This is a genomic window from Solwaraspora sp. WMMB335 (genome assembly GCF_049179075.1).
In the GTDB taxonomy this organism is placed as follows: Bacteria; Actinomycetota; Actinomycetes; order Mycobacteriales; family Micromonosporaceae; genus Micromonospora_E.
This window is the reverse complement of record NZ_JBMHMF010000001.1, coordinates 5367357-5388631: the sequence shown is the minus strand read 5'-3', so window position 1 is coordinate 5388631 and position 21275 is coordinate 5367357. Positions and strand designations below refer to the sequence as shown.

Genomic DNA, 21275 nt, shown 5'->3' with positions numbered 1-21275 from the left:
CGTTGCATCCGCGCGGTGGGGGCGCACGGCTGCTGGTTGCGGAGCACCTGTAGCGGGCCGAGGACGCCGTACCGTAGTGCGACCATGGTTTCTGCGGCAGTCACGCGACGCCCACCGAACACCTGCTGCCGGGTGAGACGACGAGGTGCCGTTCAGATCTCCTGCCGGCCTGCCGTGTCCAGCATTCGGGAACCGGCAGGTCACAAGTCACGGTCGTATCGGGCATTGACACGCACCTCACTCAGTTGGATGGATCCGATCGACTTTTCGACGGTCTGCTGGTGATGGTGTTCGGCCATGCATTCGCGCGAATAGGCGTTCGCCTCGCAGCTCCCGAGCCGGGGACCCGGGTAATGGTAGCAACACGAACAGTTATCAGCAAGCGCTGATCTTCAATCAACCGCGAATACCACACACCTCAATTGAGCAGCGAAAATGCTTTTCGCCGGCTACACAATTATGGACAAAAAGTATCATCCGGGATGTTACGATTAATCGCGAACCGGTGGTCAATTCCGGGTTGTTCGCTACTTCTGTCACCTCACCGCAATCTTGCACCACAATCTTGCACCACGTTGTCGGAGTGGCGAACACACCGGGAGCGCCTTCGAGGCGATCGAGGGTCGGGTCGACCGACGGGCACGGTCGGCGACCCGAAATACCGCGCGAAAAAGTCCGAGTGGATGAACCATCCACGCTGACTACTTCACCAACCGATCCTCTTGACTCACCGGAAACTCCGGGACTCTCCAACAAATTGCTCCGCACCCGTCGTTAGAGTCTGCGACGACGAAAGCAGGGAGGCCTGCCCTGGCCCGTCCCGCGATCCGAGGAGTGTTCGCATGACACCGGCTCCGTCCCGCCGTACGCTGCCGCCCCACCCACTGGTCACCGCCGACCTGGTCGTCTACGGTGCCACGGCGGGCGGGCTGGTCGCCGCCATCCAGGCCCGGCGGATGGGCCGGACCGCCATCGTGCCGGAGGCCTCCAACCGCCTCGGTGGGCTGAGCACCAGCGGTCTCGGCAACACCGACAGCGGCACCGAGGTCATGCCGAACTCACCGGCCCGGTTCACCTTCGAGCGCAGCGTCGCCCGCTCCGTCTTCGCAGCAGCCGGCGCCGGCGGGTTCCGGTGACGAGCTCATCCAGGCGTACGACTACCGGATGTGCCTGACCCAGGCCGCGGACCGGATCCCGTTGCCGCGCCCTGCCGGCTACGACCCGTCCCGGTACGAGCTGCTGCTGCCTCACATCGAAGCGGGCGCGACGGGCCGTTCTTCTCCACCCACATCGTCGGCGGGACAAGACCGGCTCCAACAACTTCGGCGGGTTCCTCCGCACCGACGACACCGACGGCTACGTCATCGCCGACGCCGCCCGCTGGGTTCCGGTCATGCCGTCGTACGCAACGCGTCGGTTACATTCGACGGTCGACTGCAGACGGTTGGTCAGGATTGCGTGACTCACCCGCATGTCTGGTGTTTCGCTCGTTTCCTACCAGCCACCGCCATCCAACTGATCAGTTATTGAGACCCATATATTGACGGTGGGTGGCGCGCTTCGTACCATCAGCTGAATCGCCCGTCACTTTTCCTAGCAAGGGGATGGAATGAAGAGTTCCACGAGCCTCAGGAAAGACACCGTCGTCGCGCCGACCCTGCTCACTCCGACCCGGGTCGAGAAGATGCTCGCCCGCCGCCAGGCAGTCCAGGTGGTCAAGTTCCGCACCACCTGCACCGATTGCCTCCCCAACTACTGAGCACCGCCGTTGGGCGCTCGGCGTCGCCGAGCGGTGCGAACGCCGGCGTCGCCGAGCCGCGAGGAGCATCGTGCCGTGACCATCCAGCTGACCGCGGACGATGTGCTGAGCGCCCTGAGCGTCTGCTGCGGTGAGGCGCTCGAGGATCCGGCCGAGGCGGTCGCGCTGCTGCGCCGGAGCCAGCCCGCGCTGACCGCCACGTTGTACTCCGCCTGGGCGACGAGTGGTGTCACCCTCGATCCAGGCCTCGCCTACGACCTGGAGCTGGCCACCTCGCGGGTCTCGTACTTCCGCAGGGTCGCCGCCGAGCTCGCCGAGCACGCTACCGGCCTCACCCCGATCAAGGGGTTGGAGGTGGCCGATCGCTACCCGGCCGGGCTCGGTCGGTCGATGAACGATCTCGACTACGTCGCGCGGACCGAAGCCGATCTGTGGCAGGCGGCGAGGTTGCTCATCGACACCGGTTGGGAGCTGCACACCGCCACGTTCACCTGCCATGAGCAGCGTCTCCACGTCATGGTGAGCCTGCGGCGCCCGCACGAGTCCAGCTTCGTCCTGCCGTACGGGGTGGAGATCGCGACCTGGTGGTCTTTGGGCGACCTGGCCGGTGTCCCCCCGCTGATCACCATGCCCCAGCCGTGGCGGATCCCGACGGTCAAGAACACCTTGATGCTCCTGTTCGAGCGTTTCGAGCAGCCCTTCCGAGCCCGGGACCTGGTCGACGCCAGCCTCCTGATCGGATCCGCCACCGAGGCCGAACGCAGCACCCTCACGCAGGCGATGACCGCGCTCGGGTTGTGGCCGGAGTACGCCGAGCTCGCCGCCCTCGTCGAGGGCACGAGCCTGCCGACACTGCCGCTGCCGCCACGACGTCACCGGCTGGTCACCCGTGCCCGCCGGGCCACCCGCGGCGCGGCCATGCTGCGCCGTCCCCTCACCGGCACGGCCCGCCATCTGCAACGCCGGCTCATCAGAGGCGCCGCTGCCCGGATTGAGCAACGCTCCTGGGCGGCGGCGGCGGACCGGATCGCCGTCGGTCCGGCCCTGCGGGCCGGGGTGTTGGCATTCGGCCTACCGCTGGACGGGGCTCCGCCAGGCACCGCGCCGACCGCGATACTGCACGAGCGGGGCCGACTGGCCTGGGCCGACACCCCCGTCGGCCGGTTCCTGTTGACCGTCGGCGACGACGTCGACGCCGACATCGTGGCGGAACTGTCCAACATGGCCGGGCCCGCGACCGCCGGAGTCCGGCCATGACCGCCGCCGCCGACGTCGCCAGCGACGCGTTGCGCAACAGCACGCGGGTGCTGACCCGCCACCGGCCAGGCGCCGAGATCACCACGGTGTCGGTATGGATTCTCGCCGGAGCGCGCGACGAGAGCCGACCCGGCACCGCCCACCTGTTCGAACATCTGGTCATGCAGGCGACCCCGCCCGGTCGGCGGATGCGGGTCATCGACGAGATCGAATCGTACGGTGGCGAGGCCAACGCCTCCACCGCTCGCGACTGCGTCGTCCTGTACGCGCGGGTGCCCACCGTCGACGCGCCGGCCGTGCTCGGCCTGCTCGCAGACGCCGCGACCATGACGGCCTTCGACGCGGACCTGGTGGAAGCCGAACGGCGGGTGGTTCTCGAAGAGCTGCGCCTGGCCGAAGCCGATCCCACCGACATCGTGCACGACGTGTTCTACGCCGCTGCCTACGGCGATCACCCGATGAGCCGGCCGGTCGGCGGCACCCCGGCCGATGTCCTACGGCTGACCACCGCGGATGTCGCCGCCTGGTCCCGCCGGCATGTCCACGCCGGCCGCACGGCCGTCGTGGTCACCGGCGGTCTCGCTCCCGCCGAAGTGTCCGCCGCGACCGGCCGCAGCGCACTCGCTCAGCTGCCCGGCGCCGACCCGCTGCGAGCGCACACCGTCCCGACCGTCACGGCGCACCGGCTGGATCACCCGCTGCCCGGGGACACCGCGGCGGTCGTGCTCGGCGGGCCCGCGTTCCCGCTGGCCGACCCGCGGCTCGCCGCCGCGGAGGTGGTGATGGAGCTGTTCGCCGGAGGCAATGCGTCCGTTCTCGTCGAACGACTCCGTACCGATCTGGGACTGTCCTACGACATTTGGGGTGACCTCGCCGGCTACCATGACACCGGAGTCTGGCGGGTCGCGGTCACGACCGCCGTCGAGAACCGCGACGAAGTGGTCGACCTGTCCCTCGGCCTGCTGCGTTCGGCGGTCGGGCGCGGCTGGACCGACGCCGACGTGACCGTCGCCCGCCGACGCGCCGCCGGACTGGTCAGGCTCGATGCCGAGACGTCGCTCGAAGAGACTTTCCTGCTGGGTCGGCACGCGCTGCTGGGCGGCAGTGCCGGCTGGTCCATCGCCGCACATGCCGAGCGGATCATGGCCGTGAACTCTCAGCAGGTCCATGAGGCCGCCGTGTCCATGACCGACCGTCTGGTAGTGGCGACCGCTGGCGGGTGAAACCTCACAGCGGCCCACGCCGGTAGATCACACACCGATGAAGGGAGGGAACAACGGTGAACCGGAAGATGAGGTTCAGCCGCCGGCCGCGGGTCAAGAAGAAGGCCACCAACCGCAAGTGACCGGTTCCGGTAGGGACCACACCCGCTAGCTGACCCTGCCGACCGGCGGGTCACCCCGTCACCCGCAACCGGAAGGAGGCCAGGATGAACCGCAGAGCTGTAAACACACGGCGCCCGGTCGTGAAGAAGAAGAACGCGGGCAAGAAGAAGAGGTGACACCAACGCAGCGGCGGGTGCGGCAGGAGGCAAGGCCGGTGCCGCACCCGGCACTGTACGCCGGAGGGAGAAGGCCGTTGAGTGAAGCGGTCGACTGGGAGCACACCGTCTTCATGCTGCTCGCGCCGGACGCGTTGGCCCGTCAGCTGGGCGGGCGGATCGTGGACCGGGTGCGTGGCGAGGGATTCGAGCCGGTGGCCTGGCGGCTGCTATGGCACCGGCCGACCAATCTCGACGCGTTCCACGAACGCAACATCACCCAGGTCTGGAAGGCTTACCTCTACCGGCTGGTCGATCAGCTCTTCGCTTTCGGCCCGACCGTGGCGCTCCTGGTCCGCGACAATCGGCCCGATCCGCGACACCCCAGTCACGAGCGGTTACGTCTGGCCAAAGGGGCGAGTGACCCGGCAGCGGCAAGCGCTGGCTCGATCCGTGGCGACCTGGGTTCCATCAACATCATGCTGGCCCTGATGCACAGTGCTGACAGTCCCGCCGATTCCCACCGGGAGAGTGCCGTCTTCACCGACGGTGGCTTCGACATCGGCACCGACGGTGGCGACCCGGCCAGCCTGCGGACCCTGCTCGACCTGCTGGGCCGGTCCGCCCCGGCCGAACGTCGCGGCTATCCGGAGGTGCTCGCCGGCCTGCGTGCCCGCGTCCTCACCATCGCCTGGCCCGACCTGTCCGACCCTGGCCGCCGGGTAGTCGACGACCTGCTCACCGGCGGCCCGACCGATCTCGCCACCGCCGGAATGGGCGAGAAGGTCGCCGGGCTGCTGCCTGGCGGGCACCCACTCGCCCCGATCGTGGCCAGCGATTTCACGCCGGATCAGCCAGGCCCGGACCCGGCCCGGCTGCAGGACCTGCTCGCCGTCCACGGCACCCGGCTCGATCCGTGGGAGCTTCTGGTGCTCGCCACCTCACGCCGGTTTCCGCCGCGCAGGTGACGCAGCGCGCGCCGGGATGAGTTCGGTCACCGCGGCGGCGGCGCGTGCCGCAGCCATCAGCTCGGGGTCGGTCGAGTGCAGCCAGCCCGTCAGCGGCGTACCGACACAGCCCCGATCCCGCTTGGCCCGCGCCGAGCCCTGGCCGTACCCGATCGACCGGGCACCGCCGGCCGCGGCGATCGGGACCGCGGCGTAGAACGCGGTGGCGAAGTACGCGAACCGGGATCGGGGATCGGTGTAGTCGTAGCCGAGTGCCAGGCAATGCCAAGCGTCACCGTACGGCGCGAACAGCGCGAACCCGACCGCAGTGTCCCCCGCGTCGGCGAGGACCAGCTGGGCGTGCCCGGCGGCGACGTCGTACAGCAGCGATTCGAGCCGACGCCGCTCGGTCGACTCGTCGGCCCGCCCCCGGTACTTGCCGACCAGGTGGCCACGTAACCGGGCCAGCACCGGCACGAGCGGGTCGATCGCGTCGCCGGTCAGGTGGCGCAGGCGTACGCCGTTGGCGGCGAGCCGGGCGAGTTCCCGCTCGGCCTCGGCGGCGCGTTTGCGGGGCAGTGACCCCAGATAGGCGTCGAATCCGCCGTCCGGGATTGGTAGATCCCAGGTGAGCGACAGCGGCATCGCCACGAAGCCGGCCGTGGACAGGGCGACGGTCAGTGCCGTCGCGTCCGGTCGGGTGTAGAGGAACGCGACGGTGGCGATACCGGCGTCAGCGGCCCAGTCCAGCACCCCGTGGACGACAACGGCGAGCGCGGTCGGGTCGGCCGCCGCCGGTCCGACCGGGACGCATTCGTAGCCGGGTAGCATCACCAGCAGGTTCGGTGTCCACCGTCGCGGACCGGGTGCGGACAGCGCGCTGCGCGCGGCCCGTGCCGCGTCGGTCAACGGCAACGCGGGCGCCTCGCCGACCAGCACCTGGTGCAGGTCGAAGACTTCACCGGGCCGAGGAGCGGACTGTACGGTGCCGAGCACCGCCACGCCTGCCTCGCCGCCCGGCCCGGCGGCGAAGGTCCGAGTGCTCTCGCCGAGCCGGCCCGCCATCGCGCGCAGCCAGCCGGGAGAGGTCAGCAGCGGGCCGTCGGCGGCCAGTCGCGTCCATTCTGGGGCGACACCCGGAGATACGCGCAGCCGGTAGGTCACAGCCGTACCACGTAGGCGTCCAGCCGGCGGGCCGTGAGCCCGTGTCGACGTTTGAACACGTCGTTGCTGCGCCCGCCTTCCAGGATCGGACGGCCCAGCCGTATCGCCAGCCGGACCGACTCGGCGAACAGCGCCGCGTACGGGCTGGCGTTGCCGTCGACGTGGTAGTCGACGCCGCAGGTCCAGGTGTGGAAGCGCTGCTGGTCGGTCAGGCACACCCCGGCCGCGACGAGCCTGCCGCCCTGGCGGATTCGCAGCACGTGCGCGGCGGAACCGAGCGCGGTGACGAACCGGGTGAACGTCTGCGCCGGGTAGAAACCGGCGTTGCCAAACCGGGCGGCGGTCCGGTCACACAGGTCGGCGATTTCCGTCAGATCGACGGCGGTCGGTGGGTCGACGGCGCAGACGAACCCTGAATCGGCCGCCCGGCGTTCGTTGCGACGCAGATTGGCCCGGGGCCGCGGGGCCAGTCGGGCGAGGTAGTCGTCGAACGAGGTGAGACCGGTCAGGTCGGTGGTGAACCGGTCGACCAGGTGTCCCCCGGTCAACCCGGCGGCGGTGAGCGCAATCGCCGTCGCGCTTTCGTGCTCCACATTGACCAGGCCGTACCAGCGGGCCCGCCAGCTCCGGGCGAGCCGACGCAGGGTGTCCAGCAACTCGGTGACCACGTCGGCCCGGCCGGCGGCACCGAGCAACCGGGTGTCGTAGCAGTGCCAGACATGGCTGAGCAACGCGGGATCCCGCTCGATGCCGGGGTGCAGGCGACGTAGCCCACCGATCGGATCGGCGAACCGGTGCAGCGCGACCGGCAGGACCGCCAGCGGGCGCCCGGCCGGTTCCCGCGCCACCAGGTAGCCCAGCTGCTCCAACGGGGCCAGCGGCGCGTCGTGGTAGGCCGAGAGGTAGCCGTCCTGATAGAAGATCGGGGTGTCCCCGTCGCCGGCCACCTCGTCCCAGCCGGCGCGTGCCGCCGCCCGGGGATCGTCGTAGTGATCGACGATGACGGTACGGGCCATTTGCGTACTGTACCGCGCAGCGACGGCCCCCTATTGTTGGTCAATGGCGTCAGTCTATTACCGCACGAAGCTCGGAACGACCGAGGAATTGGCGGCGACGGCGGGGCAGCCGCTGGTCGACGTCCTGCGCCGCAACGGAATCCCCGTCAACTCCGTGCTGAGCTGGCGCGCGGGTCAGGTCGTGTCGGAGGACACGACGGTTGTCGGCGCCGACGACATCATCGAGGTTCGGCAGGTCCGACACTACGATCTGGACGTGCTGCGCCGGCCGAAACGGCAGGTCTACGGCGTACCCGATCCGGTCTACACCAAGAGCGTGGTCTTCGACGACAAGGGCGCCATCGAGGTCCGGGGCGAGCAGTTCGACGCGCCCGCCTTCATCCAGTACGTCGAGGAGGCGTTCGTCGACAGTGTCCTGTCGCGGGAGGTGATGCGCGACGGTGACCATGTGATCGTCGGGCTGTCCGGCGGGCGGGACAGCGTCGCCTACCTGACCCTGTTGGAACGGACCAGGGACCGGCTGCCGCCGCTGAACATGACCGCCGTGACGATCACCGGCCTGCCGGACTGGGAGGAGCCGGCGACGTTCGCCGCCGCCCGCGCCTCCGGCGAACGGCTGGGCATCGAGCAGGTCATCGTGACCGCGGATGACGTCGAGCGGGTGTTCCGGCTACGGGGTACGTTCGTCGACTCGATGAACGAGATCGTCAGCGACGATGGCAGCCACCTGACGATGGTGATCGGCCACCAGGTGCTGCGGCGGATGCTGGAGGAGGAGGCCCGCTCGCGCGACGCCGGTGTGGTCGCGTTCGGGTTCAACGCCGACGATCTGCTGGCCAGCATGGTCACCTGGATGACCAGCGGATTCCGGATGGGTGGCATCCCGGTCCGGGAAATCGGCGGGCTGCGGTACATCTTCCCGCTGTACCGGATCACCAAGAAAGAGCTGACGTTGTACCTGGAACTGGTCGCCCCCGAGCTCAACCGGCAGGGCACCCCGGGACGGTTCACCACCGGGCCGGACGAGCGGTCGCTGTCCTACGGCATGACCGACCACCTGCTCGACCTGTGGCCGGGCATCGACTACTACATGTTCTCCGCGTTCGAGAACATGCAGCGGTACATGTTCCCCTTCATGGAGGCGACCTGTCGGATCTGCGGCGGGGTCTATCTGCAGCAGGAAGGTGTCGCCAACGCGACCGACCTGTGCGACGTGTGCGACTTCTTCGCCCGTCGTGAGCTCACCACCGTGTCCTGACCGGCATGCCCACCCCCTGGTACGAGCGGTACTTCACCGCCGACTACTGGACGTTCGCCGACGACGAGTACACCGCCGAACGGACCAGCGCCGAGGTCGCGTACCTGGCGGACGTTCTCGCCGCGTACGCACCCGGCCGACGGGTCCTCGACCTGGGCTGCGGCGTCGGCCGCCACGCCGTCGGCCTGGCCCGGCGGGGCTTCGACGTCGTCGGTGTGGACGTCTCGGAGTACGCGCTCGACCGGGCGGCGGCCGCCGCCGCCGCCGCTGGCGTCGACCTGGAACTGCACCGGGCGGACCTGCTCGGCGCGCAGCCGCCCGGCTGGGGTGTCGCTGGCGTCGACGCGGCCATCTGTGTGCAGGCGTTCGGCTGGGGAACCGACGCCGATCAGCTCCGGCTGCTGCGGGCGGTTCACCGTCTGCTGCCCGCCGACGGGGTCCTGGTGCTCGACCATTCCAACGTGCTCGCGATCGCCCGCCACTACCGCGACGAGGCATGCGCGGACATCGGCGGCACCACGTTTCACTTCCAGCGCCGCTACGACCCGGCCACCGGCCGCAGCAGCGGCCGGGTCCACGTACGTCGGTCCGACGGCAGCACGGCCACCCTGCCCGACGACGTCCGTCTCTACCATCCGACCGAGGTGGACACCTTGCTGACCCGTGCCGGGTTCGCCGTGGCCCGCACCGACGCGGACTTCAGCCCCGGTGGCGCGATCACCATGGACACCCGCTACGTGCAGTTCGTCGCCAGGCGGGCACCGGTGGTGGCCTCGGCGCTGGACGGCCACCGAGAGCCGGCGTCCCCGGGCACGCTCGACCTGCGTTCGGCACCGGACGAGGCCGAACCGGTCGCACCCGCGTTGGACGCGGCGTGGGCGTCGTTGTCGGCGGGGCCGCCCGCCGCGGTGCGCTCACGCCGCTACGACCTCGCCGACCCGTACGCCGGGATGCGGCTCGCGCCGTTGGTCGCGGCCTATCTGCGCTGGCCGGCAGGCCGGCACCTGCCACCCGGGCGGGTCACCGCCGGCGCCGGCGCCACCGGGCTGCTGCACGCCCTCGCGCGGCTCGCCGACGGGGGCACGGTCCTGGCTGACGCCGCCGGCCACCCGGAGCTGCCCGGCGCCATCGGTGCCGCCGCCAGCCAGCTCCGGGTCACGTCGCTGCGCGATGCGGCGGCGGCGGTCGCGGCCGTGGTGCACCACCGGCCGGCGCTGACCGTCATCGACCGGCCGGGCCTACTTGGTCCTTCGTGGACGACAGCGCAGCTTCGGCAGGTCGCGCAGGCCTGTGCCGCGGTCGGCGGCGTCCTGGTCGTCGACGAGACACTCGGTGCCTACCTGCCGCCCGGCGACAGCGCCGCACCGCTCACCGACGACCTGCCCGGCACGGTCGTGATCCGCAGCATGTCCAAGGGGTTCTGCGCCGGTGGGCTGCGGGTCGGCTTCGCGATCGCCGCGCCGGATCTGGCGGACGCCGTCCGGGCGGTGGTCCCGCCGTTGGCCGGCAGCGCGCTCGCCCTGGACGTCACGACCGCGCTGCTGACGCAGCACGATTCGCTGGCCCCGCTGCGGGAGCGGATCGCGCAGGTCAAACCGATGGTCGAGCGGCACATCACCGCCGCCGGTCTGCCCCTGCTGCCGACCGATCCGCAGGTGCCGTGGCTGGCCCTGCCCGACGAGCCCACCGTACGCGAGATCCTGGCCACCCGTCGGGTGCTCGCCAAACCGGTGCCGCCGCTGGCACCCGGCGACGGGTGCGGCGCACTGCTGCGGATGTCGGTGCCGCTGTCGCAGGCCCGGCTGACCGCGTTCGTCGCGGCCATGTCCACCGCCGCCGCGCACCCTTCTCCCGCGCACCCTTCCGCCGCGGCCGCTTCCGCCGCAGCCGCTTGCGCCACGGCCGTCCCCCGGCCCACGTCGGCGGGCCACTGATGCGGCTGGCGCACCTGGTCGAGGCGGTGCACGGCGACGTCGACATCGCGGCCGCGATGCGGGACGTCGCCGAAGTGGCCCGACACGACCGGTATCAGGCCTCGGCCGGGATCAACACGGCGGCCGGGTACGTCGCGCAGCGGGCGCGCGACGCCGGACTACGGGACGTGACGGTGCACATGTTCCCGGCCGACGGAGCCGAGCGGTGGTGGACCTACCGGGCGCCCCTGTCGTGGACCCCGGTGCGCGCCCGGCTCGTTCACGGCGGCGAGTCACTGGTCCGCTATCCGGCCCAGCCGTACACGCTCGCGGCGTACTCGGCGCCCACCCCCGCCGGCGGCACCGTCGCTCCGCTGCGGCGCTGGTCGTCGCTGCGCGACGGTGCCGGGGCGGCCGGTGGGCTGGTGCTGCTCGACGACGACCGCGTGCCGTTTCCGGAGTTCGCCCTGCGGGCGGCGGCAGCCGGCGCCGTCGCTGTCGCGGCGGACCCGCTCGGCGCACGCACCGATCGCCTCGCCGACCAGGTCGGCCGGTTGGAGTTGCTGCCCGGCGCGACGCTGGCCGGCTTCAGCCTCACCGCCGCGCAACTCGCCAGGCTGATCGCGGCGGCCGACCGGGGTGAGGCGGTCACCGTCGAGGTGGCGGTGGCCGGAGCCGCCGCCGGGATGCCGGTGGTGACCGGACTGCTGCCCGGTAGCGGTGGCGACGACGGCGAGATCCTGCTCTCGGCGCATCTGTGCCACCCACGGCCGAGCGCCAACGACAACGCCTCCGGAGTGGCCACGCTCCTCACGGCGGCCCGGCTGCTCGCCACCCGCCCCGATGCCGGCCCGGCCGTGCGTTTCCTGTGGGCTCCGGAATTCGTCGGCGTCGCCGCGTACCTGCACGACCTGGTCGCCGCCGGGGACGTCGCCCGACCGGTGCTGGCCGTCAACGTGGACATGGCCGGGCAGGACCGGTCGCGCTGCGGCGGTCCGCTGGTGATCGAACGCGGGCCCGACGACGTACCGTCGTTCCTGCCGGCTCTCGCCGGGCGCTGCGCCGACCTGGTACCCGCCGCCGCCCGCTCGTACAGCGGCGCCGTGTCGTGCGACCCGTGGCAGGTACGGATGGCCCCGTTCGCCGGGGGATCCGACCACGCGCTCGTGTCGGACGCACCGACCCGGTGCCCCATCGTCTCGTTCGGGCACTGGCCGGACCGGACGAACCACTCCTCGGCCGACACGCTCACCGCGGTCGACCCGACCGAGTTGCATCGCACCTGCACGGTGGCGATCTCGGTGGTGGCCGCAGTGCGCGCACGGGCCGACGACCGACTCGCCGCCGACGTCGCGGACGCGTGCGCCGGCTGGTCCGCCCAGCACGTCCTTGCCGCGCTGCCCGGCCGGCACCCGGTGCCGGCGTCCTGGCACTACGGCGACGACGGCCCGGTGCTGGACCCGAACAGCGATGCCGAGGCCGCCCGGCGGATAGCGCACCGTGGCGAGACCGTCCGAGAGGGTCTGGCCACGCTGGTGCACGCCGGGGTACCTGCCGGGGAGATCGCCCGCACGGCACGGTGGCTGGACGCGGTGTCCGCGACAGCCGCCGGCCGGCTCGGCGCCCCGGCCACCGAACCGGCCACCGGACCGGCGCCCGACGAAGTCGGGCGTACGGTACTGGCTCGGGCCGCGGTCGGCCCGGCCAATCCCCGGGCGCTGGCCGGCGCCGCTGATCGCGGATGGTTGGCCGCCCGCCTGGCGGCGGATCGGGGTGGCACGCACGCCCGGATGCTGACGTTGCTGCGTGCGCTGGACGGCCGGCGCGAGCGCGGCAGTGCGGCCTGGTGGGCGGCGTTGGCCTGCGAACTCCCGATCTCGGTGGCCTTCGCCGAGCGGGTCTTCGACATGCTGCACCGGGCCGGCTGGGTCGTCCCGGTCACGAATCCAGGGGAGGATCCCGATGCGGGCTGTCATCCTGCGTGAACGCAACATGCGGCTGCTGCTCGCTGGCCAGGCGTTCAACATGTTCGGCAGCACGATGATGATCATCGTGCTGGCGATCTGGATGAAGGACCTCACCGGATCCACCGGCGCCGCCGGCCTGATCTTCCTGCTCCTGGCGATCGCCGTACTGCTGTCACCATTGACCGGCCTGCTGGTGGACCGGGTTCCCCGCCGATGGCTGCTGGTCGCCAACGACGGCACCATGGGGCTGTTGATCCTGCTGCTACTGACGGTGGACGACGTCGCCGAGGTCTGGCTGGTGTACGTCGTCACGTTCCTGTACGGCTGCTCCGGGCAGATCTACCGGGCGGCCCGGGGTGGGCTGCTGCACTCGATGCTTCCCGACGACAGCCTCGGCGACGCCAACGGTGTCCTCAGCAGCCTCGGTCAGGGCATGCGGGTGATCGGTCCGGTCGTGGGTGCCGCGCTCTACACCACCCGCGGCATCGAGGCGATCGTCATCGTCGATGCCGTGACCTTCGTCCTGTCCGCCGTGTCGCTCACGCTGCTGCGCCAGCCTCAGGACCTGACCAGCCCGAACGCCGCCGGTGACCGTGGCTCGTTCGCGGCGCAGGTCGCCGCAGGAGCCAGGCACGTGGCCGGCAACCCGATCATCCGACGACTCGTACTGGCCAGCGCGATCGCGTTCTGCGGTGCCGGCATGATCAACGTAGCCCTGTTCTCTCTGGTCAGCGAAGGGCTGCAACGCCCGACCGCCACCATCGGGTTTCTCGGCGGCATTCAGGGCGCCGGCAGCGTGCTCGCCGGCCTGCTGGTCGGGTCGGCCATGCGTCGCTACGGCGAGTACACCGTCGCCTGCGTCGGCTTCCTGCTCAACGGGGTCGGCCTCGCCGCGTCCAGCACCGCCACCCTGGTGGGAGTCGCCATCGGCGCCGCGCTGGTCGGTCTGGGACTGCCGCTCATCCTCGTCGCCCAGGTGACGCTGGTGCAGCGACGTACCCCGGCCGACCTGCAGGGTCGCGCGATCATGGCGTCGGAGGCGATCATCAACACGCCGTACGCCGTGGCCATCGGTGCCGGCACGATCGTGATCGGCGTGTTCGGTTACCGCGCCATCTACCTGGCGGTGGCCGCCACGTTCACCCTGGTGGGCTTGGCACTGCTGCCGGTACGGGCGCGGACCCGACCGCGCCGACCCGTCGAAGCGCAGGTGTCGGCGGTCGGGCCCCGCCCGTAGCGGCCCGGCTACCGACTACGCCAGATCGCCAACGGCACCATCGTCTCGCCGGGCGAGTCGGCCCCGTGCTCCCACCTCAGGCTGGTGTCCGGTACCGGAAATCGGTCGTTGGCGGCGATCGCGATCACCGGGCCGACCCGGTCCCGCAGTCCTTCGTCGGCGGCGACGATCCGTGCCGTGGCACCGAGCGTCTCGGCCAGGCGCCCGGCGACATCGTCGTCGCCGGGGACCGGGTACAGCCACCGGACGCGGCCCGCCCCACCCGGCGGGAGCATCCGCCGTGCCGGATCGTCCAGGGCGGTCCAGGCCCGTACCAGGTCGTCGTCGGGCACGCAACGGACCTGGCCGTGGTCGGAGTGGGCGACGACCGTCCAGCCGGCCTCCGCCCATCGAGCCGCGCTGGCCGCCAGCGTCGCCATCGCTGCCACCGCAGGCTGATCGTAGCCGTGCCGGTGCACGTGATCGTCCAGGTTGACATAGACCCACAGGAGCATCGGCCGCGGCGGCGGGGCGTCGCCGGTCTCCTCGTCGACCTGCGTCACGACGGCCTCGGCAAGTAGCACGGGGTTGTCGGCCTGCCCGGCGAGCGTTCGCGTCGGCGCAGGTGGGGCCATGGTCGCACCGCGTAGCAGCGCCTGAGCCCACGGGCCGGGCAGGTGGCCGATCTCCCGGGCCACCGCCCGACACCGCACGCCGTCGTTCGTGGCCCGCTCGAAAATGGTCGGATGTGGGATCACGAGCCGCGGGTCGCCGGCCGGGTCGGCCGGGCCTCGCGCGAGCACCTGGCCGGTGACCGCGTACACCAGGCAGCCACGGCCAGGGACACGGTAGACCGTCCCGGGCACACCGTGACGGTCCGGTCCGACGCCTGTCATCGCGGTCAGCCAGGCGGTCGTCGACGTGCTGGGGAACGTGCTCGCCAGCGCGGTGAGCTCGGCGGTCTGCCAGCCTGCCGCCAGCGCCGCGGCGTAGGACAGACCATCGACAGCGAGCATGACCACGCCATGGCGCGCCCGCGACAGTTCGTCGAGGACGATGCCGGGCATGCTCGTCAGCCCGGCTGGCGGAGACGACGACACGGGGCACCTCCCGCTTGTGGCACGGTCAACTACCGGTGGCGACCTCGGCGAGGGCCGCGAGATCCTGGATTTCGATCTGCCGGTACCCGGTCACGACGAGCCCGCTGCGTCGCAGGGCGGTCAGCGCGCGGTGCACGCTGGCCTCGGCCGCACCGACGAAGGCCGCCAACTCCAGTTGGCTGAGCGGGATATCGATGACCGTGGCCGAGCCGGCCGGGTGGCCATAGCGGACAGCGAGGTAGTACAGGATACCCGCCAACCGCTGGCTCACCGAGGCGCCGTTGAGCGCACCGCGCATCCGGGTGGCCTGGCGCAGCTTTGTCAACACCGAACGCTGCAGCACCTCCTCGGCCGCCGAGTGGCCCCGGCGAAACGCGGTGAACGCCAGGTGATCGACGACCCGGGCGTCGACGGTGGTCGCGGCCACAACCGTCGCGGTACGCGGGCTCATGTCGATCGCGGAGAGCTCGCCGATCAGGTCACCGCGACCCCGGATGGCCAGCAGGTTGGTGCGGCCGTCGTGGCTGTTGCTCACGATCTTGACATATCCGCCGAGGAGCACGTAAACGTCGTGCCGATGGTCGCCCTCGTTGACGAGGACCTCGCCGGGTCGGAACCGTCGGGCCCGGCCGGACCCGGTGATCGCCGTCCGTGCTGTCGGGGCGAGTCCACCGATGAAGCTGTCACCCGGCCACTGATTTCCTTCGTCAGCCACCAGAATCCTCGATTGCGTCCATTGTCGCCGAGTGCGACCGAGGCGAAACGAGCGCCTCAGCCGAGGCTATCGGCGGTCGTCGACCGCGACAGCCCCGGACGACGACAGCTCCGGATGTGACCGGACCCTGCGCAGGTCCACGTGACCGGCCGGCTCGAAACGACCCGCCCGGCACGGGCGATCCGTCCTTCCGCCGGCGCTGTTCGGTCAGGTCGCGGTGCAGCTCAGCCGTACCTGCGCCGCGCCGATTCGTTCACCGTTCGGGTTGCTGCCACGGTTGGCCAGGTGCACCGAGATCTCGCCGTTGCTGACCGGCACCACGAGCACCCGGTCGCGCACCGGCGCGGGCAGCCCCACCAGCGCGTCGACGATCAGCGCCGAGGCGGGCCGGGCACCCCGGCCGCGCCTGTCACGACCGCGCACCACGGCGGGTCGGCCGGTGCGGCGAACGCCAGGTCGCTCAGCGGGGGCAGCGGCGCGGCCGGATCGCCGAGCCACCACAGCCCCGCCGGGATCTCCAGGAACGCCGAGCCTTGCCTGGTCGCCGCACTGGCCGCGTCCTCCCAAGCCGGTCGTGGGAAGCGGGACCCGACCGGCGCTACGGTGCCGTCCGGTTGGAACCTCAGCCACCGTCCGGTGTGCGCGTCGTGCCTGGTCTGGGTGGCAGCCACGAACACGCTCGCGCCCGCGGCCGTCGACTGCCTACGCACCCTGCTGCCCACCGACGTACGGACGGACCGGGTCGACGAGTCGAGCCCGGTCGGCGGGGCGCGCTGATCGCGGTCCGGGTCACCAAAAATGACCCTTCAGCAGTTGACTCTGCACGACATGGTCGCGTACCAGCCGCCCGAGAAGATCCGCGCAGGCGTCGGCTTCGTTGGTGTGCCGCACCTCGCCGGTACGGCGACCTCGCTCGCTGTAGAAGACACTCCACCGGCCGACCTCACGGACCAGGCAGTACGCCTCGTCACGGTCACGACCGATGCTGTACGCGTCGGCGGGAACATCCACCGTCTGCAGATGTGACGTCAGCTCCGCCAGATTTATCACCGGATCACCCCACCCTGGTCAGGTAGCCGGCGTCCAACAGATCCTGGATACTCACCGGCAGGTAGTACTGCACGCCCAGTCCCCTCTCACCGAGCCACGGAGCGATCGGCGCGGCTGGCAGCAGCTCCACCGACGACTCACCGAGCAGCCACGACGGCCGGTCGGTGAGCCAGGAGGTCAACCAGCGGGTCGGAAACTCCCCACCCGGCTGCGATCCGTCGATCCGGATCGCCATACATCGTCCAGCGCCGGCACCCGCCGAAACCTGAGGAAGTTCTGCGGAGTCGTTGAAGATGTATTTGAGGGAAATCAAGCGGGACGCTGAAGTGGGCCGAAGCCAGGCGGCACGGCGGCACGCGGCATCGACCTGGTCGCGCACCAACTGCGGATCGGGCATAACGGTTGATAGAGTTAAAAAACTAAAGTCTGGCTTTCAGTAGCGTCCCTGAGCGAAAGCTTCCGCCGTTCCGGGTGGGCCGGACGATGCACCCCATGCCAACCGCCCCGACACCCCCGCTACCAGGACGTTTGCCAGTGCACGACTGCGCATGCGGGCAGAGCCAGAAGCGGCGGTGCGCTAGCATCGCTAGCAGGTTCTGCCAGCAAGGGAGGATCCATGGCGGCTCTCAGCATCAGAGATCTCGACGATGCAGTGAAAGAGAAGCTACGTCTTCGCGCCGCCCGGAACGGCCGTTCCATGGAGGCCGAGATCCGCCCCATCCTGACCACAGCCGTGACCGAGGACGCGCCACGAACCGACCTGTTCAGCGCTCTCACGCAACGGTTCGCCCATCTCAGCGGCGCCGAACTCGACCTGCCGGCACGTACCACCATGCCCAGGGCTACGAGTCTGCCGCAGTGATGATCGTCCTCGGACACCAGCGTGGTCTCCGAACTCATGCGACCCGAGCCGGCTCCGGCGGTGCTCGCCTGGATTCAGCGGAGTTCCGGTGACGGGTTGTACACGACCGCAGTCACCGTCGCCGAGATCCGGCACGGCATCGCGTAAACATTCAGCGGGTATGCGGAGATGGCATGCGTGATTGCCGCGTGTGATCGCGGTGGCGTTTCAGCCGGTGGCGGGTGTTGGGTCGGGTATCCAGAGCCGGCCGAGGAACACGTCGCGGAGGACGGTCATCTGGTTGAGGCCGTGTTTCGCGGCGGTCGATACGTAGCCGAGGATCTTGTACCGGTCTCGGGTGCGGTCCTCGCTGGTCAGCCGGCCGGAGATGTTCTGCTGGATCTTCGCCGGTCGCAGGTCACGTTCGGCCTGGTTCGAGGTGGCCGGTATTCGTAGGTCGGTGGTGAACCGCAGCACGTCTGCCTGCCGGTCGTGCAGGGTCTCCAGCAGCAGCCGGGCCTTGCGCTCACCCGGCCGCGAGCCGTGCGCGTCCGTGGCCTTCAACCCGACCAGGACACCCTGCCGGAACAGACGGACCAGGTCGTCGGTGACCGTCTGCCCGATCGTGGTGGCGCCCGCGTCGCGGGCCAGGTTCGCCTGGTGGATCAGGCCCCGCAACGCGTCGGCGATCTGCGCGGGCCAGTGCTCGCCGGGGTAGACCTCCCCGGCTCCGGCGAGATCCCGCAGCAGATGGGCACAGCACAGTTGGTGCAGCAGGTGAGCGAACGGCCCGGCGTCGTAGTTCTGGTAGCGGTCGTGCACGATCACCGAACCGGCGGCCATGTCGGCGATGACCATCGCCTTGAACGTATCCAGGTCCCGACCGCCGACCAGGTAGTGGGTGACCCACCTCGTGCAGGCGACCAGCAGGTACCGCACCGCCTTCTTCCGACCCGCCGGCGCGGCGGCGGGCCCGACACGCAGCGGGGTCTCGTCGGCGCACACCACACAGGCGGCGGTCAGCAGGGCTCGGATCCGCTTGTCCGCCTCGTCCAACAGGACGGCGGCACGGGTCAGCATGCCGTGCACGAACCCGACCGACGGCGCGGTCCCGGTCAACGACTCCACCAGTTGCCGGCATCGCTGCACCGGCACGAAGTGCACCACCATCAGGTAGACACACCACGCCTGCAGGTTCGGGCCGTACCCGACCGGCCCGGACCTGGACCCCTCGGGCCGGGTCGCGGTGTGCACGATGCCGCACCGGCAGGCCACCGCGTGCTGGTCGTACTGGGTGACCCTCACCGCCACCAGCGGGATCTCGTGCTGCTGGTAACGGTCGACCACACCCAGATCCCGGCCGGCGGTCAGATCCGCGCCACACCCACACGAACCCTCCGGGAACCGATCACGACGCTCGTCGGGCACCTCACGCCAGGTCAGGTTCACCCCGGGCGCACCCGGCTGCTTACCCCGCGACCGCTTCGACCCACCACCGGATCGGGGCCGGGGCGGCGTGCGACCCGCGTCATCGTCCCGCGACGGCGACAACGACGAGTTCGACGAGTTCCGCGACAACAGATGCTCCAACCGGGCCAGCCGGTCGGTCAACTCGGCGATCCGCGCGTCCTGCTCAGCGATCCGTTCAGCCTGCGCACGGGCCAGCACGATCAGCTCATCACGAGACAGATCCTCCAGCGCCGACACACCAAGATCAAACCACATGAGACAGCCCAGGACCGAACCAGCCGCCCGTCACTCAACCCGCTGTCGCCATCACCTGCCGAACATGGCCTGAATGTTTACGGCATCGCGTGCCTGCCGGAGGGCCGCCGGCGGCTACGCCGACGTCATCGCGAGCCGGGAGAAACAGGGTAATCCGATCAGGGGATTCGATGCTCAGATCGCCGCCATCTGCCGCTCACAGGTGGCGTCTCTAGCCACCCGAAGCACCAAGGACTTCGTCGACACCGGCATCAGCCTTCTTGATCCATGGCAGCCGGCCAACTGATCGGTGCACAGCATGTCTGAAGGGGATCTGGCGGGTGCGGCCGCGTCTGCGCCCGCCTTACATCAGGTGGTTGCGTTGAGCCGCTGGGTCGGCGCCGGCCGTAGATTGACCCAGACCGGCCAGTTGACCATGGCCGACGCCCGGCATCTGGTCGGTCTTCTGGAGACCGGCGACGAGATCGACCCGATGATCGGCACCCGGATGTTCCGGACCCGCAGCAGCGCTGAACTTCCCAGGTTGGCGATCGTGGTGGCCTGGGCCAAGGCGACCGGGCTCTTGCGAGTCGTACACGGCCGACTGGTCCCGGTGAAAAAGAATCAACGCCTGACGGATCGGCCGGAGGCTCTGTGGGCCGCCATGTTCGCGGCCTTCGACCAGCTCGGTCCGGCACTCTGCCCGCCCGGCTGGTTCGCCGCGTTGCTCGGCGAGGACTTCGCCGACGGGATCGCCGTGCTGTTCGCCGGCATCGCCGAGGGCGGTGGCGCGGTGACCCTCGATGAGGCGCAGGATCAGGTCTGGTCCACGCTCACAGCCCGCTACTACCTGGAACACGCCACCACCGAGCAACTGGGCCGCATCCGCAAGGCCACCGACCGGGACCTACATCGTGCCGTCGACGAGTTGGTCGCACTCGGCGTTCTGAGCGACGACACCGGAACGCTACGGCTCTCCCCGGCTGCCGAGCAGGTCCTGCGCGCCAGGTTCGGTGCTGTGCGGCCCGGTGACCAGATAGCTCAGATCAAGGTCACACTGCTGGACACCGAGCCGCCGGTATGGCGGCGTCTACTCGTACCGGCCACTTTGCGCCTGGACCGGCTTGACCGTGTCATCCAGGCCGCGATGGGCTGGACCAACTCCCACCTGCACATGTTCATCCACCCCACCGGCAATTACGGTACGCCCGACCTCGATCTGCCGATACAGGACGACCGTGAGGCGTCCCTCCTTGACCTGGCCGGCAAAGAAGGGGAGACCTTCGGCTACGAGTACGACTTTGGTGACGGCTGGACGCACGAGGTGCTGCTGGAGAAGCTGGTGCCGGCCGAACCGGCCGGGCAATACCCAGCCTGCACGGACGGCGCCCGCGCCTGCCCACCGGAAGACTGCGGTGGCACCGGAGGCTACGAGCAACTGCTCGACACGCTCGCCGACCCCCGCCACCCCGATCACCACCACCTACGGCAATGGCTCGGTCTCGAACAGGGCATCGACCTCGACCCTGCACATTTCGACACCACCGGCGCCAACCGGCGCATAACGGCCGTCATATGCGCCAGACAGCCTGGCAGCTGACTCAACCAGCCGCGTCGCTCGTACTGCTCGCGGGTTCCGCTCATAGAGCGCTTGCAGCTCTTCCATCAGGCTACGACGAGTTAGCCGGCAAGCCCTCGGGCGTCGAGATCCAGCCCGGGAATCCACCCGGATCGTCTGGTCGCCGACGAACGCCGTGAGCTGTTCTTCGAGACGAGCGAAGTCCTCCAGGTCGACCTGGTCAGCCCACGCCTGTCGGAGGTCGTCGAAGATCGATTCCCTTCACGCATGGCCCGGTGGCCGAGGTCTGTCACCAGGATTCGCTGACGT

The 21275-nt window shown here is 70.2% G+C and carries 22 protein-coding genes; 13 read left to right on the top strand and 9 right to left on the bottom strand.

From position 1 onward, the window contains the following. Positions 1-842 precede the first annotated feature (842 nt). From ACN27F_RS23510 to ACN27F_RS23490, 5 genes are all read left to right on the top strand, one after another. A complete protein-coding gene (locus ACN27F_RS23510; protein WP_421436952.1) occupies positions 843-1136 on the top strand; it encodes an FAD-dependent oxidoreductase in 294 nt (97 codons plus the stop codon). Between the two features lie 473 nt (positions 1137-1609). Then, positions 1610-1759, top strand: coding sequence for a hypothetical protein (locus tag ACN27F_RS23505; protein ID WP_421436950.1), 150 nt, complete (start codon positions 1610-1612; stop codon positions 1757-1759). A 75-nt stretch (positions 1760-1834) separates the two neighbouring features. Then, positions 1835-3016, top strand: a complete 1182-nt coding sequence (locus tag ACN27F_RS23500; protein ID WP_421436948.1) for a nucleotidyltransferase family protein — start codon at positions 1835-1837, stop codon at positions 3014-3016. Then, entirely contained in the window at positions 3013-4239 is a 1227-nt protein-coding gene (locus ACN27F_RS23495; protein ID WP_421436946.1) for a M16 family metallopeptidase, read from the top strand. Before ACN27F_RS23500 ends, ACN27F_RS23495 begins: the two co-directional genes overlap by 4 nt. 355 nt (positions 4240-4594) lie before the next feature. After that, complete coding sequence (locus ACN27F_RS23490) at positions 4595-5464, top strand: nucleoside-diphosphate kinase (protein ID WP_421436944.1); 870 nt, start codon at positions 4595-4597, stop codon at positions 5462-5464. Here the strand turns inward: ACN27F_RS23490 and ACN27F_RS23485 are convergent. Together ACN27F_RS23485 and ACN27F_RS23480 are read right to left on the bottom strand one after the other, a co-directional pair. After that, positions 5438-6607: a hypothetical protein gene (locus ACN27F_RS23485; RefSeq protein WP_421436942.1), complete on the bottom strand. Its 1170-nt coding sequence runs from the start codon at positions 6605-6607 to the stop codon at positions 5438-5440. The two genes, ACN27F_RS23490 and ACN27F_RS23485, sit on opposite strands and share 27 nt — an antisense overlap. Continuing rightward, positions 6604-7623: a GNAT family N-acetyltransferase gene (locus ACN27F_RS23480; RefSeq protein WP_421436940.1), complete on the bottom strand. Its 1020-nt coding sequence runs from the start codon at positions 7621-7623 to the stop codon at positions 6604-6606. Before ACN27F_RS23480 ends, ACN27F_RS23485 begins: the two co-directional genes overlap by 4 nt. A 43-nt stretch (positions 7624-7666) precedes the next feature. Here ACN27F_RS23480 and ACN27F_RS23475 point away from each other — a divergent pair, with 43 nt between their 5' ends. Genes ACN27F_RS23475 through ACN27F_RS23460 form a run of 4 tightly spaced genes read left to right on the top strand, consistent with a single transcriptional unit; the run spans position 7667 to position 13998 of the window. Then, the gene (locus ACN27F_RS23475) at positions 7667-8881 is read left to right on the top strand and encodes a hypothetical protein (protein WP_421436938.1); all 1215 of its coding nucleotides are present in this window, start codon (positions 7667-7669) and stop codon (positions 8879-8881) included. A gap of 5 nt (positions 8882-8886) precedes the next feature. After that, on the top strand, positions 8887-10815 hold the full coding sequence (locus ACN27F_RS23470; RefSeq protein WP_421436936.1) for an aminotransferase class I/II-fold pyridoxal phosphate-dependent enzyme: 1929 nt from the start codon (positions 8887-8889) through the stop codon (positions 10813-10815). Next, complete coding sequence (locus tag ACN27F_RS23465; RefSeq protein ID WP_421436934.1) at positions 10815-12779, top strand: DUF4910 domain-containing protein; 1965 nt, start codon at positions 10815-10817, stop codon at positions 12777-12779. Before ACN27F_RS23470 ends, ACN27F_RS23465 begins: the two co-directional genes overlap by 1 nt. Then, positions 12757-13998 carry an MFS transporter gene (locus ACN27F_RS23460; protein ID WP_421436931.1) on the top strand — a complete coding sequence of 414 codons (1242 nt, stop codon included), beginning with the start codon at positions 12757-12759 and terminating at the stop codon, positions 13996-13998. The genes ACN27F_RS23465 and ACN27F_RS23460 overlap by 23 nt, the downstream gene beginning before the upstream one ends. 8 nt (positions 13999-14006) lie before the next feature. Here the strand turns inward: ACN27F_RS23460 and ACN27F_RS23455 are convergent, their stop codons facing one another. From ACN27F_RS23455 to ACN27F_RS23430, 6 genes are all read right to left on the bottom strand, one after another. After that, positions 14007-15077, bottom strand: a complete 1071-nt coding sequence (locus ACN27F_RS23455) for an alkaline phosphatase family protein (protein WP_421436928.1) — start codon at positions 15075-15077, stop codon at positions 14007-14009. 25 nt (positions 15078-15102) lie between these two features. Then, complete coding sequence (locus ACN27F_RS23450) at positions 15103-15792, bottom strand: Crp/Fnr family transcriptional regulator (RefSeq protein ID WP_421436927.1); 690 nt, start codon at positions 15790-15792, stop codon at positions 15103-15105. 207 nt (positions 15793-15999) lie between these two features. Continuing rightward, a complete protein-coding gene (locus tag ACN27F_RS23445) occupies positions 16000-16149 on the bottom strand; it encodes a hypothetical protein (RefSeq protein WP_421436925.1) in 150 nt (49 codons plus the stop codon). Positions 16150-16163: 14 nt separating this feature from the next. Continuing rightward, positions 16164-16463 (bottom strand): hypothetical protein, encoded by a 300-nt coding sequence (locus ACN27F_RS23440; protein ID WP_421436923.1) that lies wholly within the window; start codon positions 16461-16463, stop codon positions 16164-16166. Positions 16464-16581: 118 nt separating this feature from the next. Further along, the gene (locus ACN27F_RS23435) at positions 16582-16842 is read right to left on the bottom strand and encodes a hypothetical protein (RefSeq protein WP_421436921.1); all 261 of its coding nucleotides are present in this window, start codon (positions 16840-16842) and stop codon (positions 16582-16584) included. A 4-nt stretch (positions 16843-16846) separates the two neighbouring features. Beyond that, the gene (locus ACN27F_RS23430) at positions 16847-17077 is read right to left on the bottom strand and encodes a glycohydrolase toxin TNT-related protein (RefSeq protein ID WP_421436919.1); all 231 of its coding nucleotides are present in this window, start codon (positions 17075-17077) and stop codon (positions 16847-16849) included. Positions 17078-17458: 381 nt separating this feature from the next. Here ACN27F_RS23430 and ACN27F_RS23425 point away from each other — a divergent pair, with 381 nt between their 5' ends. Together ACN27F_RS23425 and ACN27F_RS23420 are read left to right on the top strand one after the other, a co-directional pair. Further along, entirely contained in the window at positions 17459-17704 is a 246-nt protein-coding gene (locus ACN27F_RS23425) for a FitA-like ribbon-helix-helix domain-containing protein (RefSeq protein WP_421436916.1), read from the top strand. A 21-nt stretch (positions 17705-17725) separates the two neighbouring features. Further along, complete coding sequence (locus ACN27F_RS23420; RefSeq protein ID WP_421436915.1) at positions 17726-17851, top strand: hypothetical protein; 126 nt, start codon at positions 17726-17728, stop codon at positions 17849-17851. Positions 17852-17911: 60 nt separating this feature from the next. On the opposite strand, the gene tnpC is transcribed toward ACN27F_RS23420, so the two are convergent. Further along, the gene (gene tnpC, locus ACN27F_RS23415; RefSeq protein ID WP_421436913.1) at positions 17912-19390 is read right to left on the bottom strand and encodes an IS66 family transposase; all 1479 of its coding nucleotides are present in this window, start codon (positions 19388-19390) and stop codon (positions 17912-17914) included. Between the two features lie 91 nt (positions 19391-19481). Here tnpC and ACN27F_RS23410 point away from each other — a divergent pair, with 91 nt between their 5' ends. Together ACN27F_RS23410 and ACN27F_RS23405 are read left to right on the top strand one after the other, a co-directional pair. Next, complete coding sequence (locus ACN27F_RS23410) at positions 19482-19694, top strand: hypothetical protein (protein WP_421436911.1); 213 nt, start codon at positions 19482-19484, stop codon at positions 19692-19694. Positions 19695-19706: 12 nt separating this feature from the next. Beyond that, positions 19707-20987: a plasmid pRiA4b ORF-3 family protein gene (locus tag ACN27F_RS23405; RefSeq protein ID WP_421436909.1), complete on the top strand. Its 1281-nt coding sequence runs from the start codon at positions 19707-19709 to the stop codon at positions 20985-20987. Positions 20988-21275 lie beyond the last annotated feature (288 nt).